The following is a 16,270-nucleotide window of genomic DNA, read 5'->3' as shown; positions in this document are numbered from 1 at the left end:
GCATGCCCGCCACCACCGCCCTCGCCGCGCCCTGGCGCGATCGCGCCGGCCGCCTCTCCGGCCTGAAGCTCGCGACCTTCCTGTTCGCGCTGGCGCCCGGCCTCTGGCTCGCCGGATCGTACGGCCTCGACGCCCTCGGGCCGAAACCGATCACCGCGCTGATCCACGGCACCGGCGACTGGGCGGTGCGTTTCCTGCTGCTCTCGCTCGCGGTGACGCCGCTGCGACGGATCGCGAACTATCCCAGGTTCATCCTGGTGCGGCGGATGCTCGGCCTGACGGTCCTCGCCTATGCCCTCCTGCACCTCGGCCTCTACGTGGTCGACCAGAACTTCATCCTGTCCAAGGTCGCCTCCGAGATCGTGCAGAGATTCTATCTCACCATCGGGTTCGTCGCGCTGCTCGGTCTGACCGTGCTCGGCGTAACCTCCACCGACGGCATGATCCGGCGCCTGGGGAAAGCGTGGCCGCGGCTGCACAAGGTCGTCTACGCGATCGCGGCGCTCGGCCTGTTCCACTACTTCCTGCAGACCAAGATCGACGTCTCGAACCCGGTGTTCTGGACAGGCCTGTTCATCGTGCTGATGGGCTGGCGCGCCATGCAGCGCTTCAGGATCGCGTCCAATCCGGCGACCCTCGTCGGTCTGGCGGTCGCATCGGCGCTGCTCACCGCGCTGGTCGAGGCGGCCTGGTACGGCCTCAAGAGCGGCGTTCCGGCGAGCGCGGTGCTCGGTGCCAACCTCGACTTCTCCTACAGCATCCGGCCGGCCTGGTGGGTGCTCGGCTACGGCCTGCTCCTGCCGCTCGTGAACCTCGTGCGGACGCTGACGGACACGGCCAAGCCCAGGCCGACGACGGTCGACCGGTCGGTCGGCGGACGGCCGGTGGCCGCGGAGTAGTCCGGCCACCTTGCCCTCGCCGGAGCGGACGCCCACAACCGGCCCGGACGATTCGGGTCGCGTAGGGAGCAACGTCATGGTCCGCTGGTCTGTTCTGGGCTGCCTTTCCGCCCTGACCCTTGCCACCGCCGCGTCGGCGGCCTGTACGGCACCGGTGCCGCCTCCCGTCGAGCAGAGGCCGGCCAAGCCCGCCGTACCGGCAAAGCCCGCCTGCCTCGATGCCAAGGGCGGCTGCCCCGGCTGGGAGGCCTACAGCTTCAACGATGCGGTGAAGGCCTACAACCTCCAGCTCGAAGCCTATCGCCCCCTGGCGGAGGGCTACGTGAAGGCGCTCAACGGCTATGTGAAGGCCAGCGCCGATTACGCGCAATGCGAGGTGAAGGCGCTGCAATAGGGCAGCGATCCGCTTCGGGCGTCGTCGTGGTGGTAACATGATGTGGTGAGCGAGCCGCCCAAACCGCGCCTGACGGTGGACGAGTTCCTGGCCTGGTCCGAGGACCGGCCGGGCCGTTACGAACTCCTGGGCGGCGAGGTCTTCGGGATGTCGCCCCAGCGGGTGCGGCACGCGGAAGTGACGTTGGCCGTCCAGCTCGCGCTCCGCGCCGCCTTGCACGCAGCCGGCTCGCCCTGCCGGAGTTTGCCGGATGGATTGACCGTAAGGATCGACGACGCGACGGCCTTCGAGCCAGACGCCCTTGTCTACTGCGGAGATCGCCTGGACGCAGACGCTGTCGAGGTGCCGGCCCCCGTCATCGTGGTCGAGGTGTTGTCGCCCAGTACCCACGGCCTCGATACCGGACATAAGCTCAACGGCTACTTCCGCGCGCCGAGCGTGATGCACTCCCTCATCGTCGACCCGAAGCGCCGCCTGATCGTCCACCATCGGCGCGCCACCGACGAGCTGATGGAAACCCGGATCGCCGCCATGGGGACGACCCTCGACCTCACGCCTCCCGGCCTCGCATTGGCGGTCGCCGAGGTGTTCGAGGCGGGCTGAGCGCGGCCGTCCCGCTGCGGGTGCCGCGGCTTGACCCGTGCCGGAGGTGGTGCGACAGCCGCCCCCAGTGATCAATCGCGCTCGCGAGGCCTCCCGCATGTCCGCACCCCTCGATCTCCTCGTCCTCGGCAACGCCATCGTCGACGTCATCGCCCGGACCGACGACGCATTCCTCGCCGCACAGGGGGTGACCAAGGGGGCGATGCAGCTGATCGACGAGGAGCGGGCCGAAACCCTGTTCGCATCGATGGGACCGGCCACGATCGTGTCCGGCGGCTCGGGCGCCAACACCGCCGTCGGCGCCGCCCTCCTGGGCACCAGGACCGGATTCGTCGGCAAGGTCCGCAACGACGAGCTCGGCGGCCTGTTCGCCCACGACCTCAAGGCGACCGGCGTCACGTTCGCGGTGCCGCCCGCCGGCGACGGGCCGGCCACCGCGCGCTGCTTCGTCCTCGTGACGCCGGACGGCGAGCGCACCATGAACACCTACCTTGGTGCCTGCCAGGGCCTGAGCCCGGCCGACGTCGACGAGGCCCTCGTGGCGAGTGCCCGCGTCGTCTACCTCGAGGGCTACCTGTGGGATCCGCCCGCCGCCAAGGATGCGTTCCGCAAGGCGGCCAAGGTCGCCCACACCGCCGGCAACGCCGTCGCGCTGACCCTGTCGGACGCCTTCTGCGTCGGCCGCTACCGCGAGGAATTCCTCGGGCTGCTCCGCGACGGCAGCGTCGACATCCTGTTCGCCAACATCGGTGAGCTGCAGAGCCTCTACCAGACCGACGACCCGGACGTGGCCCTCAAGGCCCTGCGCGACGAGCGCGACATCCGCGGGATGCACCTGCTCGGCGTCGTCACGCGCTCGGCCGAGGGCGCGATGGTGGTCAAGGGCGGCGAGATCCGCCAGGTGCCGGCCTCGCCGATCCGCGAACTCGTCGACAGCACCGGAGCGGGCGACCTGTTCGCGGCAGGCTTCCTCGCCGGCCACGCCCGCGGTCTCGACCATGTCGCCAGCGCCAAGCTCGGCGCCCTGGCGGCGGCCGAAGTGATCCAGCACATCGGCGCCCGCCCGCAGAGCGACCTCGTCGCCCTGGCCAAGGCCCAGGGTATCCTGTGACGCGAAAACTGATCTCGGGCGGTTCGCCGTTCGAGGAGGCCTACGGCTATTCGAGGGCCGTCGTTCAGGGCGGCTTCGTTTTCGTGGCCGGTACCACGGGGTACGATTACACCACCATGACCATGCCGGAGAGTGCCGGCGATCAAGCCCGGGCCTGCTGGCGCACGATCGCGCGGGTGCTCGACGATACCGGCGGCTCCCTCGCCGGAATCGTGCGCGCGACATACTATGTTACCGATCCGATCCATGCCGAGCCTGTGCTCGCGGTGTGCGGCGAGGTCCTTGCGACAATCCGCCCGGCGGCCACCATCGTGGTGGTGGCTGCACTGCTCAAGCCGGAGATGAAAGTCGAGATCGAGGTGACCGCCGCCCTGGGATGAGGTCGAAGCCTCCGCTCAGGGTCTTAGCAGCACCTTCCCCATCGCCTCGCGGCGCTGGAGGATGCCCAGCGCGTCCACATAGGCCTCCAGCGGATGCACGCTGTCGACCTTGGCGGTCAGGCGGCCCTGGGCCACCCAGTCGAGCAGCTGGACTTGGTTGGCCCGGTGCGCCTCCGGCTCGCGTTCCACGAACACGCCCCAATGCACGCCCTGGATGTCGATGCCCTTGACCAGCGCCAGGTTGAGGGGGATGCGCGGGATCTCGCCGGCGGCAAAGCCGATCACGAGGTAGCGCCCCTTCCAGGCGAGGGAGCGCAGGGCCGGCTCGGCATAATCGCCGCCGATCGGATCGTAGACGACATCGATCCCCCGTCCGCCGGACAGCGTGCGCAGGGCTTCGCGCAGGTTGTCCCGGCCGTAATCGACGAGGTCGTGGGCGCCGTGCGACTTGGCGAGGGCGAGTTTTTCGGCCGAGGAGGCGCAGGCGATCACCCGTGCGCCCATCAGCGCCCCGAGTTCCACCGCGGCAAGGCCGACGCCGCCCGAGGCGCCGAGCACCGCCAGGGTCTCGCCGGGCCGGAGTCTCGCCCGGTCCCGCAGGGCGTGCAGGGTGGTGCCGTAGGTGATCGTCAGCCCGGCCGCCTGTTCGTCGGTGACCGTATCCGGCACCCTGGCGAGGCCGGCCGCCGGCACCGCGATGCGTTCGGCGCAGGTGCCGAACTTGGCGTGCACGATCACCCGGTCGCCCACCGCCACGCCCGTCGCCCCCTCGCCCAGCGCCTCCACCACGCCGCAGGCCTCGCCGCCGGGCGAGAACGGCAATTCCGGCTTCACCTGGTAGCGCCCGGCGATGATCAGCGTGTCGAAGAAGTTGAGCGCCGCCAGCCTCACCCGCACCACCGCCTCGCCCGGGCCGGGGACGGGATCCGGCAGCGTCGCGATGGCGAGATCGTCCGGTCCGCCGAGGCGGGAGCACAGCAGGGCCTTCATGGGTCGGTCCTCGGATCAGCCGGATCCGTCAGGCCGGCCGCGTGGCGGTGAGCATGTAGTTGACGGCCGTGCCGCGGGCCTGGGACCAGCGATCGCCGATCGGGTTGTAGACCACGCCGGCGACGTCCGTCACCGTCAGGCCGGCGCGGGCGATGTCGGCGGTCAACTCGTCGGGGCGCACGAACTTGTCCCAGTCGTGCGTGCCCTTCGGCAGCCAGCCGAGCACGTATTCCGCCCCGACGATGGCCAGCGCATAGGAGCGCAGGGTGCGGTTGATGGTGGCGGCGAACAGGAGGCCGCCGGGCTTGACCGCCCGGCAGGCGGTGGCGACGAAGGCGCTGCGGTCGGCCACGTGTTCGACCACCTCCATCGCGAGCACGATGTCGAAGCGCGCGCCCGCCGCGACCACGGCTTCGATGGTCTCCTCACGATAGTCGACCGGCACGCCCTGCGCCTGCGCATGGGCGCGGGCCACGGCGACGTTGGTGGGGGCCGGGTCGAGGCCGGTGACCGTGGCTCCGAGCCGCGCCAGCGGCTCCGACAGCACGCCGCCGCCGCAGCCGATGTCGACGAGGGTCAGGCCTTCGAGCGGAAACGGCGCGCGCGGATCGCGGCCCGCGTGGCGGCAGACGGCGTCGCGGACGTAGGCGAGGCGGACCGGGTTGAAGCGGTGGAGCACCCGCATCGGCCCGGCTTCGTCCCACCAGGTCGCGGCGATGGCCTCGAACCGGGCGACCTCGTCGCGGTCGATGGAGGAGGCGCTGCGGTCGTTCATGAAACCTGCCGGATCGGGATGCCGCCGCCGGGCGGCACTTCGTCCGACCGTGCCGGATTGTTGACACGCTCGGGCCGCCCTTGTACCCGCCGGACGCCCACCCGGTGAAGCCCTGCCTGATGCGATGTCGGCCGCGACGGCCGCGGCAGGCTGGCGCGTCGATCCCTTCGGATCGGCCGAGGCAAACGTCGATACCGGCCGGATTGCCAGAGAAAGACGACACGGACGCGACATGCCCCGTTTGGTGATGAAATTCGGCGGCACCTCCGTCGCGACCCTCGACCGGATCCGAAACGTCGCCCGCCACGTCGCCCGCGAGGTCGCCGCCGGCTACGAGGTCGCCGTCGTGGTCTCGGCGATGTCGGGCAAGACCAACGAGCTCGTGGGCTGGGTCAAGGACGCCGATCCCCTCTACGACGAGGCCGAGTACGACGCGGTCGTGGCCTCGGGCGAGCAGGTGACCTCCGGGCTCCTGGCCATCGCCCTGCGCAAGGACGGGATCAGGGCCCGGTCGTGGCAGGGCTGGCAGGTCCCGATCCTGACCTCCGACGCGCACGGCTCGGCCCGCATCGAGGACATCGACGGCGCGCGCCTCGACGAGGGCTTCAAGCGCGGCGAGGTGGCGGTGATCACCGGCTTCCAGGGCATGCATGCGGCCACCGGCCGGCTCACCACCCTCGGCCGGGGCGGCTCGGACACCAGCGCGGTCGCTATCGCCGCGGCGATCGGGGCGGAGCGCTGCGACATCTACACGGACGTCGACGGCGTCTACACGACCGATCCGCGGGTCGTCCCCAAGGCCCGGCGCATGGAGCGCGTGACCTTCGAGGAGATGCTGGAGATGGCCTCCCTCGGGGCCAAGGTGCTCCAGGTCCGCTCCGTCGAGCTCGCGATGGTGCATCGGGTCCCGACCACCGTCCGCTCCAGCTTCGACCCGCCCGACAACGCCCGCCCCGGCACCCTCATCTGCGACGAGGACGACAGCGTGGAACAGCAGATCATCACCGGCATCGCCTTCTCGAAGGACGAGGCGCAGATCACCCTGCGCAACCTCAAGGACAGTCCCGGCATCGCCGCGGCGATCTTCGGGCCGCTGGCGGACGCCAACATCAACGTCGACATGATCATCCAGACCGTGTCGGGTGACCAGGCCACCACCGACATGACCTTCACCGTGCCGGCCGCCGACTACGACCGCGCCCGCACCATCCTGGCCGGCCAGAGCGGCACCATCGCCTTCGGGCAGATCGAGGGTGCCACCGACGTCGTGAAGGTCTCCGCCATTGGGGTCGGCATGCGCAGCCATGCGGGCGTGGCCGCCAAGGCGTTCCGGGCGCTGGCCGAGAAGGGAATCAACATCCGCGCGATCACCACGTCCGAGATCAAGTTCTCGGTCCTGATCGATGCGGCCTATACGGAGCTTGCCGTTCGCACGCTCCACTCGCTATACGGCCTCGATCAGGCCTGAGCCCCGCAGGCGCGTCGCGCAGGACTTGCCTTCGGGGATTCGCCCGCGGGGCTTGCGCGCTGCCTTTGCAGGAATGGCGTCAGGCGCCGAAGCTGGATTGACGACACCATGCCCGCTGCGCCCGGAGGCCCGCGCCTGCTGCTGCGCCGCCTCCGCGAAGCGATGGCGGAGCCGGTCAGCCCCCAGGCTCGCCTGGACCGCATCGTCACCCTGATCGCCGCCAACGTCATCGCCGAGGTCTGCTCGGTCTACGTGCTGAGCGACGACAGCACGCTCGAACTCTTCGCCACCGAAGGGCTGAACCGCGAGGCGGTCCACCTCACCCGGATGCGGTCCGATGAGGGCCTCGTCGGCCTCATCGCCAAGACCGCCGAACCGCTGTCCCTCTCCGACGCCCAGTCCCACCCCTCGTTTTCCTATCGTCCCGAGACGGGCGAGGAGGCCTACCACGCCTTCCTCGGCGTCCCGCTGCTGCGCGCCGGCAATACCCTCGGCGTCCTGGTGGTGCAGAACCGCACCTACCGCGTGTATTCCGAGGAGGAGATCGAGGCGCTCCAGACCACCGCCATGGTGCTCTCGGAGATGATCGCCTCGGGCGAGCTGCAATCCCTGGCGCCGGGAGCCGGATCGTCGGCCCGGCGCGCCGTGAGCCAGCGCGGCGTGGCGCTCGCCGAAGGCATCGGCCTCGGCCACGTGGTGCTGCACGAGCCGCGCATCGTCGTGAAGACCCTCATCGCCGAGAACGTCGAGCGCGAGGTCGAGCGGCTGGAGGAGGCCATCGGCGAGGTCCGCTCGGCCATCGACGACCTCGTGGAGCGCGGCGACGGCATCGGCACCGCCGAATCGCGCGAGGTCCTCGAGACCGTGCGCATGTTCGCCCACGACAAGGGCTGGCTGCGCCGGATGCGCGAGGCCGTGCATTCCGGCCTCACCGCCGAGGCGGCGGTGGAGCGCGTCCAATCCGACAACCGCGCCCGGATGATGCGCCAGAGCGACCCCTACCTGAGGGATCGCCTGCACGACCTCGACGATCTCGCCAACCGGCTGCTGCGCACCCTGATCGGCGACGACGCCTCGGGCGCCCTGCGGGTCCTGCCCGAGAACGCCATCCTGGTGGCGCGCTCGATGGGGCCGGCCGCCCTCCTCGAATACGCGCGCTCCTCCCTGCGCGGCGTGGTGCTGGAGGAAGGCGGGCCGACCAGCCATATCGCCATCGTCGCGCGCGCGCTCGGCATCCCGGCGGTGGGCGAGATCGCCAACGCCACGGCGCTGTGCGACTCGGGCGATGCCATCATCGTCGACGGCGTCCTGGGCGAGATCCAGGTCCGGCCCGGGCCCGAGATCGAGGCGGCCTATGCCGAGATGGTGCGGCTGCGCGCCCGCCGGCAGGAGCAGTACCGGGCGCTGCGCGACGTCCCCGCGGTTACCCGAGACGGGGTCGCCGTCGGGTTGCAGCTCAACGCGGGCCTCCTCATCGACCTCTCGCACCTGCAGGAGACGGGGGCCGACGGCATCGGCCTGTTCCGCACCGAACTGCAGTTCATGGTCGCCCAGCGCATGCCCTCGGCGGCCGAGCAGCAGGCCCTCTACGAGGCGGTCTTCGCGGCCACCGGCGACCTGCCGGTGACGGTGCGGACCCTCGACATCGGCGGCGACAAGATCCTGCCCTACATGCCCGCCCTCGAGGAGGAGAACCCGGCGCTGGGCTGGCGCGCCATCCGCATCGGCCTCGATCGGCCGGCCCTGCTGCGGGTGCAGCTGCGCGCCCTCCTCAAGGCTGCGGCCGGGCGCCCCCTGAAGATCATGTTCCCGATGGTGGCGACGGTCGACGAGTTCGTCCGCGCCAAGGCCATCGTCGATCGCGAGAAGGCGCACCTGCGCCGGCACGGCCATGCCCTGCCGAGCGAGTGCCGGCTCGGCGTCATGGTCGAGGTGCCTTCGCTGCTGTTCCAGATCGACGAGATCGCACAGGTCGCCGACTTCCTGTCGGTGGGCTCGAACGACCTGATGCAATTCCTGTTCGCCGTGGACCGCGAGAACCGCCGCGTCGCGGATCGCTTCGACACCCTGAGCGTACCGGCCCTGCGCGCTTTTCGCCTGGTCGCCGAGCGCGCGGCGGCAGCGGGCTGCCCGGCCACCGTCTGCGGGGAGATCGGCGGGCGGCCGCTGGAGGCCATGGCCCTGATCGGCCTCGGCTTCCGGCACCTCTCGATGTCGCCGGCGGCGATCGGTCCGGTCAAGGCGATGGTGCTGGCCATCGACGCGGCCGCGGTGGCGGCACTGATCGAAGCGGAGATGACCCGCGCCCCCGGCGGGCACACCCTGCGCCCGGCGCTCGCCGCCTTCGCCAAGGCACAGGGCGTGCCTATCTAGACACCGTCGACGGGCCGCCAGCGCGGACCTTGCGGCACCGTCCGCCGGGCCCGTTCCCTTTCCCCCGGATCAAGAGCAACCAGAGGGCGATGACGCCGATTCCTCCCGACCGACTCGATGCCATCCTGACGCGGTACGACATCGTCACCGCGACGCTGAGCGCGGGCTCGGCCGATTCCGAGACCTTCGTGCAGCTCTCGCGCGAACTCTCGGAGTTGGAAGGCGTGGTCGCCGCCATCCACGCCTACCGCGCCGCCGCCGACAACCTCGCCGGGATCGAGGGGCTGATCGACGAATCGGGCGGCGATGCCGAGATGCGGTCGCTGGCGGCGGCCGAGAAGCCGGAGGCCGAAGAGGCCGTCGAGGCGGCCCATCGGGCGCTGCAGCTCATGCTGCTGCCCAAGGACGCCGCCGACGAGAAGAGCGCGATCCTCGAGATCAGGGCCGGCACCGGCGGCGACGAGGCCGCCCTGTTCGCCGGCGACCTCTTCCGGATGTACGCCAAGTACGCCGACATCAAGGGCTGGAAGGTCGAGGTCATCTCCGAGAACGAGGGCACCGTCGGCGGCTACCGCGAGGTCATCGCCGAGGTGAAGGGCAAGGGCGTGTTCGCCAAGCTCAAGTTCGAGAGCGGCGCCCACCGCGTCCAGCGCGTGCCCGACACCGAGACCCAGGGGCGCATCCACACCTCCGCGGCCACCGTGGCGGTGCTGCCGGAGGCGGAGGAGGTCGACATCGTCGTCAACGACGCCGACCTGAAGATCGACACCATGCGGTCGCAGGGCGCGGGTGGCCAGCACGTGAACAAGACCGAATCGGCGATCCGCATCACCCACCTGCCGAGCGGGATCGTGATCTTCGTCCAGGAGGAGCGCTCGCAGCACAAGAACCGCGCCCGGGCGATGTCGCTGCTGCGGGCCAGGCTCTACGACGCCGAGCGTACCGCCAAGGATGCCGTGCGCGCCGCCGACCGCAAGTCGCAGGTGGGATCGGGCGACCGCTCCGAGCGCATCCGCACCTACAACTTCCCCCAGGCGCGGGTGACCGACCACCGGATCAACCTCACGCTCTACAAGCTCGAGGAGGTTCTGGCCGGCGAAGCCCTCGACGAACTCGTCGATGCCCTGCTCACCGAGCACCAGGCCGAACTCCTGGCCGCAGACGGCATGGCGTGAGCGGCATCCATCCGCATCTCACGCGCCAGGCCGCCCTGTCGGTCGCGCGGTCCCTGCTCGAGCGGGACGGGATCGATGCGGGACCGGAAGACGCCCGCTTTCTCGTGCTCGACGCCCTCGGGCTGACGCAGACCGAGCTTCGCCTCGCACCGGACGCCGCCATCGGCGAGGCGGGCGCCGCGCGCCTCGCGCGCGCGATGGAGCGGCGCCTGTCCGGCGAGCCGGTGGCGCGCATCCTGGGCGCCTGGGAGTTCTGGGGACTGCCGTTCCTGCTGTCGCTCGAGACGCTGGTGCCGCGGCCCGATACCGAGACTCTCGTCGAGACCGCCCTGAGGGGGCTCGCCGATCGCGGGCACGCCTTACGCATCCTCGACCTCGGCACCGGCTCGGGCTGCGTCCTGATCGCGCTGCTGAGCGAGTGCCGACACGCCTTCGGCATCGGCGTCGACCGCTCCGCGCACGCCCTCGTCACCGCCTCGGCGAACGCGCGGGCCAATGGTGTCGGCGACCGCTGCGCCTTCGTCGCCGCCTCCTGGTCCGATCCGCTGACCGGCCCCTTCGACGTCATCGTGTCAAACCCGCCGTATATCGCCAGCGCCGTGATTCCGGCCCTGTCCGCATCGGTCCGGGATCACGATCCGGTGCTCGCCCTCGACGGCGGTGTCGACGGGTTGGACGCCTATCGCAGCATCCTCGACGGCATCGCGGCGGGCGATGCGTCCCTGCTCGCGGGCGACGGCGCGCTCCATGTCGAGATCGGTTTCGACCAGGCCCAGGCCGTCGCCGATCTCGGGCGCCGGGCCGGGTTCGAACATGTCCACGTCGTTCGCGATCTGGCGGGGCACGAGCGGGTCGTCAGCCTGTCCGGGTTGCGGACGTGAAGGGGACGAAGGGAGCACCCGTCACGGCGGAATCGCCGTCGCCGGGCCGTTTTGGACGACGGGACGGTCGGCGGGGAAAAAATGCTTGTTGCCCGAACGGCAAACGGCTAGGGTCTCGGGGTAGATCGTTGGGCGGGCTGTTAAGCCGGCACGATGTAGAGACTTCTGCGGTGTGGTCCGTAGCAGCCTTGGGCGATCTCCCCGTGATCAGGCAGACGCGCATCATGGATGCGACAGGGGCTTGATCCCTTACAACCCGACACGCGAAGGGATCCTGCGAAGGAAACCCGTACGCGAGCCAAGCCCCGGTTGACGGACAGACCGCAAGCACGGCGACACATCGGTCGCGGATGGCCTCGGCCATGCGACGGCGGCGACGGGCCTGGGATCGGGATGTCGCTGCGGACCGGAACCGCCCCATCATCAGACGCTTCGATATGAGCGAGGGTCAATCGAGACCGATGAGACCAAACCAGAACAGACGGATGCGCGGCCGCAACCGCCCGAAGGGTCCCAACCCGCTCACCCGGTCCTATGAATCCAATGGGCCCGACGTCAAAATCCGGGGCACCGCCCAGCACATCGCCGACAAATACGCCCAGCTCGCGCGCGATGCGCAGGCGAGCGGCGACCCGGTCGCCGCAGAAAACTATTTCCAGCACGGCGAGCATTATTTCCGCATCATCTCCGGCGCCCAGGAGCAGAACCGGCAACAGGCCGGCGGCTATGCCCGTGGCGCCTACGACGACGACGGCGACGACGGTGACGACGAGGGCCAGAACGGCAGCCCGCAGGGCTATGCCGCCGCCAGCTACGCCGCCAACGGCTACGGCGACGATTACGGCGACCAGCCCCAGCCCTACGAGGGCCGGCAGGAGAACCGTCAAGAGAACCGGCAGGAGGCGCGGCCCGACACGCGTCCTGAGAACCGTCAGGACGCGCCGTCCGACAATCGGCAGAACCGCAACGACCGGCCCGAGCGTCGCGACCGCTTCCAGAACCGCAACGACCGGCCGCAGCGCTTCGACACCCCGCGCTTCGACAACGGACCGCGGGACGGACAGCGCACCGACGCCCCCCGCCAGGACTACGGCCGGCAGGATCAGCCGCGAGCCGACTACATCCGTCAGGACCGGCCGCGCAACGATCAGCCCCGCGACGGCGCCCGTCAGGACCAGCGGACGGACTACGTCCGCAACGATCGCCCGCGCCACGATCAGCCCCGCCAGGATTACGCCCGGCAAGACGGCGGCCGGCAAGACGGTGCCCGGCAAGATGGCCCCCGGCAGGATGCTCCGAGGCAGGACGTGCCGCGCTTCGATCCCGCACAGCAGGAGCAGCCGCGGCAGGAGGCCGTTCGCCAGGAACCGGTTCGTCAGGAGCCCGTCCGTCACGAGCCGGTCCGGCAGGAGGTTCCGCGCAGCGACGAGCCTCGGAACGATGCCGTTCGTCCGGAGACCTCGACACGGAGCCGCCGCCGCCGGGAGGAGCCCGCCAGCCGGCTTCCTCTGGAGGATCAGGCCGCCGCTCTACCTGCCTTCCTCATGACGCCGCCGCGTCCGCCGGCACCGGTGGAAGCCGCTCCCGAGCCGCAGCCGGTGCCCGGACCGGACGGGGACGACGAGGCGCCGCGCGCCGCCGCCAAGCCCCGCCGCCGGCGTCGCCCCCGCTTCGAGGGCGTCGACGGCGCCGAGGCCGGGTCCGGCCCGACCGAGGGCGGCGACACCGAATAAGCGGGCTTTACCCGATCACGCACGGCCGCCCCGATCGGGCGGCCGTTTTCGTCTCTCCGTCCTCGCAGATTCAGTTGTCCACCGCATCCTGGCGGCGGCCGAGGGCATTATCCCGTCCAGTCGCGATAGGCGCGGACGCGGTGGACGAGCCGGGTCTTGCGCGACGCCTCGCCGAATGGCGCCAGCGTCCAGTCCCATCGCCGGTCCGGTTCGGGCATGGTGATCCCGAACAACAGGTCCTCGCACGCGACCGCCTGCCCGCCGCGATCCTCCTCGACCTGCTCGACGTCGGTGAGGAGGCATACCCGCGCGGCAAGGCCTGCGAGTCCGTCGAGATGGGCCCTGACGATGCGGGCACCGAGATCTGGTGGAACCCGGCCCCGTGCCTCGAAGGTGTCGAGGGGCAGGATCGCCAGTTGCGACAGCACGTTGGCCGAGATCACGAGATCGACGTCGGGGGAGCGACAGAGATCCGGCAGCGCCGGCGCCAGGTCGCTGCGGCGTCCGAGCAGCCAGTCGATGCTTCCGCTCAGGTCGGCGTCCACCAATCGAACGTGCCGATACCGCCGCGCCCGCCGCCGCGCCGGCCAGGGATGGACGAGATCGACCAGAACGACGGACCGGAAGGCCTCGGCCAGGGCCTCGAGGGGAACGTCGTCGAGGAGGCCCGACCCGAGGACCACCGCCGTGTGACGCCGAGGCAGGCCACCGATGGTCTCGACGACGAAGGCCCGCGACAGGTCGAGGTGGGGCCGCCAGGCGGCGCGGCAGCGACGCGAGCGCGACAGGAGCCAGATGCTGTCGCGCACGTAGCCGAGGCGGCGGACGTCTCTCGCCGCAGGCGTGATCAGGGAGCCGAGCCAGTCCAGCAGCATGTCGGGCGCGCCGCGGCGCCTCAGCGCGGCGTTCGGGGGGCCGCGCCGTGGGCGCCGACGGTCACCACCCGCATGGCGGTCGCCACCGGCATCGCCTGGAAGGCCGCGAAGGCGCCGCGCAGGTCCTCCGGCGACGGAGGCGGCCCGGGTTTCGACAGGAGGAACAGCTTGAAGATCCCCCAACCGAAGCCGACCGAGCGGACGAGGTAGAGCAGCGGCTCGTAGGCCGTGGCCTCGTAGGCTTGCCTCACCCGATCGACCGACGTTCCCGAAAATCCGGCCAGGGCGTCGAGGCACTCGGTGATGCGGTCTTCTGCGAACCAGGCGGCGATCCGCTTTTCGTCTTCGTCGCAAACGGCAGCGGGGTTCGATCGAACGGGAGCGGGTGGCTTGCGCAGAGCCGGCCAGCACGCCTTCGGGACATCGCTGCGCCGACCGATCGTATCGCGCAGGATGTCGTCCGTCCGCGATCGCGCGACGATCGTCTCGAACCCCTTTCCGGATAGGCGGGCCCCCTGGTTGGCCGCCACCGCGTGGACGACGGAGCGGTCGCCGCGGGTGACGAGGACGTCACTGACGCGTTCGCTCAGGCTCTTGCGCTTGGCCAGGGCATGCAGGTGATCCTGGCCGCGTTCGGCGGCCAGGATCACGAGATCGTCCTCGTCGAGTCGGGTCGAACGCGACAGGATCGGCGCGGCGACGCTGACCTCGGCATCGTAGGCGAGGTCGCGTACCACGGACCGCGGCGCGTTCGGAATGTCGGCCAGCCGATCCGACAGGGAAGCGCGAGCCTGCGGCCCCACCGTCCCGATCAGGCGGTGGAGGACCACGTCGAAGGCCTCGACCTGGTCGTCGTCGATGCGGTCGGCGACGCCCACGAAGAGATCGGTCACGCGATCGAGCATGCTCTGGCGCGCCGCCCCGTCACCGCCGGCGACGGCCTGTTCGACATCCACGAGGAGCGGATGATTCATGTCCCCTCAGCACCCACCATCGGACCAGCCGCGATCTTGCGGGAAGGAGGTTTAAAAGACCCTCACGCACATCGATGCGCCAGAGCACGTATTGTCGCCGGCTCTCCATTCGCTCCGGGCCAATCCCGTCGTGGGCAGTGCAACATGGTATTGGGAACCAAAGCCGGCCCGCACGACTTGCGCCACCGAGCGATCGGTCGCTCGAAAGTCCGGAGTTCCCGTGTCCACCATCATCCGCATCCTGCTCGCCATTTTCCTGCCGCCCGTCGCCGTGCTGATCACCACCGGCATCGGCCTGCAGTTCTTCCTCAACATCGTGCTGACGATCCTCGGCATCGTCCCGGGGATGGTTCACGCCCTGTGGATCATCATGCGCAAGGATTGATGGCCAGGGGCTCCTGTAGCTGTCGGGAGCCCACTCGCGGCTCGGCCGAGCCGGCGGTGAAAACGGCGGATCGTCGAGCCGGTCAGGACGGCCGAGCCCGCACGGAGTCGCCGCCGAAGACGACCTGACGGCGCATGGCCGGCATGAACAGGGTGTCGAGCATGCGCGGTCGCCCCGCGCTCACCGATTCCAGCGCCTCGCAGTGTTTCGGAGCGAGGACGAGGTCCAGGGCGGCGATGTTGTCGGCCATCTGCTCGACGCGGCCGATGCCCATGAGGGTCGAGGTCACACCCGGCCGCCCCATCACCCAGGCGAGGGCGACACGGGCGGCCGACGTGCCGATTTCGTCGGCGATGCGGCGCACGACCTCGACGATGGCCCAGTTGCGATCGGTGAACAGGCTGTCGCCGAACGGGTTCGCGCCGTCGAGACGCTTGTCGCCGTCATCGCGACCTTGGCCGAACGTCGCCGCGTCCCGCGGCAGTCCGGCCGCCCTCGGAGGCGATGCCTCGACGACGGCGCGGTCGTACTTGCCGGCGAGCAGGCCGTAGGCGAGCGGGCTCCAGGGCATGATCCCCATTCCGAACTCCGAGGCCATCGGCACATGCTCGGCTTCGATATCGCGGTTAACCAGGGCGTAGAAACCCTGCAGCGCGATCGGACCGGGCACGCCCCGCACGGCCGCCAGGGTCGCGAGTTTGGCCGCGAACCACGCCGGGGTGTTCGAGAGGCCCCAGTGGCGGATCCGTCCGGACCGGACGAAGCCGGTCATGGTCTCCAGCACGTCTTCGGCCGGCGTGACCGAATCCCACACATGCAGCCAGAACAGATCGATATGGTCGGTCTTCAGGCGGGATAGGGACCCGTCGAGCGCCGCGTGGAGGTGCTTGGCGCCGCTGCCGCCCGCGAGCCGGCCCTTGCCGGTGGCGAAGCCCGCCTTCGTCGACAGGACGATGCGGTCGCGCAATCCCCGTTCGGCGACGAAGCGCCCGATCATCTCCTCGCTGCGACCATCCGCATAGACGTCCGCCGTATCGACGACGTTGCCGCCCGCCTCGACGTAGGCGTCGAAGATCGCTCGCGATTCGGTCTCGCCCGACCCCCAGCGGGCGGTTCCGAACGTCATGGTCCCGAGGGCCATCGGGCTCACGACGAGGCCCGACCGGCCGAGGGTGCGATAATCGTCCAACGGCATTGAGGTGTTTCCTATCGATCGATACGAAACCCTAGCACTCCTTGCCTCGCCGCGTCCAG

The 16,270-nt window shown here is 70.2% G+C and carries 16 protein-coding genes; 11 read left to right on the top strand and 5 right to left on the bottom strand.

Translation table 11 applies throughout. The features are described 5' to 3' along the window. Positions 1-2 precede the first annotated feature (2 nt). The 5 genes from ASG59_RS19515 (at position 3) to ASG59_RS19495 (ending at position 3,387) form a co-directional block, all read left to right on the top strand. A complete protein-coding gene (locus ASG59_RS19515; protein WP_056411004.1) occupies positions 3-899 on the top strand; it encodes a protein-methionine-sulfoxide reductase heme-binding subunit MsrQ in 897 nt (298 codons plus the stop codon). Positions 900-975: 76 nt separating this feature from the next. After that, positions 976-1,293, top strand: a complete 318-nt coding sequence (locus ASG59_RS19510) for a hypothetical protein (protein WP_056286519.1) — start codon at positions 976-978, stop codon at positions 1,291-1,293. 45 nt (positions 1,294-1,338) lie between these two features. Beyond that, the gene (locus ASG59_RS19505; RefSeq protein ID WP_056411091.1) at positions 1,339-1,896 is read left to right on the top strand and encodes a Uma2 family endonuclease; all 558 of its coding nucleotides are present in this window, start codon (positions 1,339-1,341) and stop codon (positions 1,894-1,896) included. Between the two features lie 97 nt (positions 1,897-1,993). After that, a complete protein-coding gene (locus ASG59_RS19500) occupies positions 1,994-3,007 on the top strand; it encodes an adenosine kinase (RefSeq protein ID WP_056411088.1) in 1,014 nt (337 codons plus the stop codon). After that, the gene (locus tag ASG59_RS19495; RefSeq protein ID WP_056411001.1) at positions 3,004-3,387 is read left to right on the top strand and encodes a RidA family protein; all 384 of its coding nucleotides are present in this window, start codon (positions 3,004-3,006) and stop codon (positions 3,385-3,387) included. The genes ASG59_RS19500 and ASG59_RS19495 overlap by 4 nt, the downstream gene beginning before the upstream one ends. A 15-nt stretch (positions 3,388-3,402) precedes the next feature. On the opposite strand, the gene ASG59_RS19490 is transcribed toward ASG59_RS19495, so the two are convergent. Both ASG59_RS19490 and ubiG read right to left on the bottom strand, forming a co-directional pair. Next, positions 3,403-4,377, bottom strand: coding sequence for an NADPH:quinone oxidoreductase family protein (locus tag ASG59_RS19490; protein ID WP_056410998.1), 975 nt, complete (start codon positions 4,375-4,377; stop codon positions 3,403-3,405). A gap of 28 nt (positions 4,378-4,405) precedes the next feature. Then, positions 4,406-5,152 (bottom strand): bifunctional 2-polyprenyl-6-hydroxyphenol methylase/3-demethylubiquinol 3-O-methyltransferase UbiG, encoded by a 747-nt coding sequence (gene ubiG / locus ASG59_RS19485; RefSeq protein WP_056410995.1) that lies wholly within the window; start codon positions 5,150-5,152, stop codon positions 4,406-4,408. 232 nt (positions 5,153-5,384) lie between these two features. Here ubiG and ASG59_RS19480 point away from each other — a divergent pair, with 232 nt between their 5' ends. The 5 genes from ASG59_RS19480 (at position 5,385) to ASG59_RS19460 (ending at position 12,782) form a co-directional block, all read left to right on the top strand. Next, positions 5,385-6,620 carry an aspartate kinase gene (locus ASG59_RS19480; RefSeq protein ID WP_056410992.1) on the top strand — a complete coding sequence of 412 codons (1,236 nt, stop codon included), beginning with the start codon at positions 5,385-5,387 and terminating at the stop codon, positions 6,618-6,620. 108 nt (positions 6,621-6,728) lie between these two features. After that, on the top strand, positions 6,729-8,993 hold the full coding sequence (gene ptsP, locus ASG59_RS19475; protein ID WP_056410989.1) for a phosphoenolpyruvate--protein phosphotransferase: 2,265 nt from the start codon (positions 6,729-6,731) through the stop codon (positions 8,991-8,993). A gap of 89 nt (positions 8,994-9,082) precedes the next feature. Further along, positions 9,083-10,168 carry a peptide chain release factor 1 gene (gene prfA, locus ASG59_RS19470; RefSeq protein ID WP_055889565.1) on the top strand — a complete coding sequence of 362 codons (1,086 nt, stop codon included), beginning with the start codon at positions 9,083-9,085 and terminating at the stop codon, positions 10,166-10,168. Positions 10,169-10,203: 35 nt separating this feature from the next. Beyond that, positions 10,204-11,049, top strand: coding sequence for a peptide chain release factor N(5)-glutamine methyltransferase (prmC, locus tag ASG59_RS19465; protein WP_244475773.1), 846 nt, complete (start codon positions 10,204-10,206; stop codon positions 11,047-11,049). A gap of 485 nt (positions 11,050-11,534) precedes the next feature. Further along, the gene (locus tag ASG59_RS19460) at positions 11,535-12,782 is read left to right on the top strand and encodes a DUF4167 domain-containing protein (RefSeq protein ID WP_056410983.1); all 1,248 of its coding nucleotides are present in this window, start codon (positions 11,535-11,537) and stop codon (positions 12,780-12,782) included. Between the two features lie 107 nt (positions 12,783-12,889). Here the strand turns inward: ASG59_RS19460 and ASG59_RS19455 are convergent, their stop codons facing one another. Both ASG59_RS19455 and ASG59_RS19450 read right to left on the bottom strand, forming a co-directional pair. Next, positions 12,890-13,657 (bottom strand): hypothetical protein, encoded by a 768-nt coding sequence (locus tag ASG59_RS19455; protein WP_056410980.1) that lies wholly within the window; start codon positions 13,655-13,657, stop codon positions 12,890-12,892. A 20-nt stretch (positions 13,658-13,677) separates the two neighbouring features. Next, positions 13,678-14,631, bottom strand: coding sequence for a DUF2336 domain-containing protein (locus ASG59_RS19450; RefSeq protein WP_056410978.1), 954 nt, complete (start codon positions 14,629-14,631; stop codon positions 13,678-13,680). Between the two features lie 220 nt (positions 14,632-14,851). Between ASG59_RS19450 and ASG59_RS20165 the strand changes: the two genes are divergently transcribed. After that, complete coding sequence (locus ASG59_RS20165) at positions 14,852-15,016, top strand: YqaE/Pmp3 family membrane protein (protein ID WP_082494664.1); 165 nt, start codon at positions 14,852-14,854, stop codon at positions 15,014-15,016. An 82-nt stretch (positions 15,017-15,098) separates the two neighbouring features. Here ASG59_RS20165 and ASG59_RS19445 read toward each other — a convergent pair whose 3' ends face one another. Then, a complete protein-coding gene (locus ASG59_RS19445) occupies positions 15,099-16,211 on the bottom strand; it encodes an aldo/keto reductase (RefSeq protein ID WP_056410975.1) in 1,113 nt (370 codons plus the stop codon). Between the last annotated feature and the right edge of the window lie 59 nt (positions 16,212-16,270).

Origin of the sequence: Methylobacterium sp. Leaf466 (assembly GCF_001425565.1) — a bacterium.
Taxonomy (GTDB): Bacteria; Pseudomonadota; Alphaproteobacteria; order Rhizobiales; family Beijerinckiaceae; genus Methylobacterium.
This window is presented reverse-complemented; position numbering and strand designations above follow the sequence as displayed.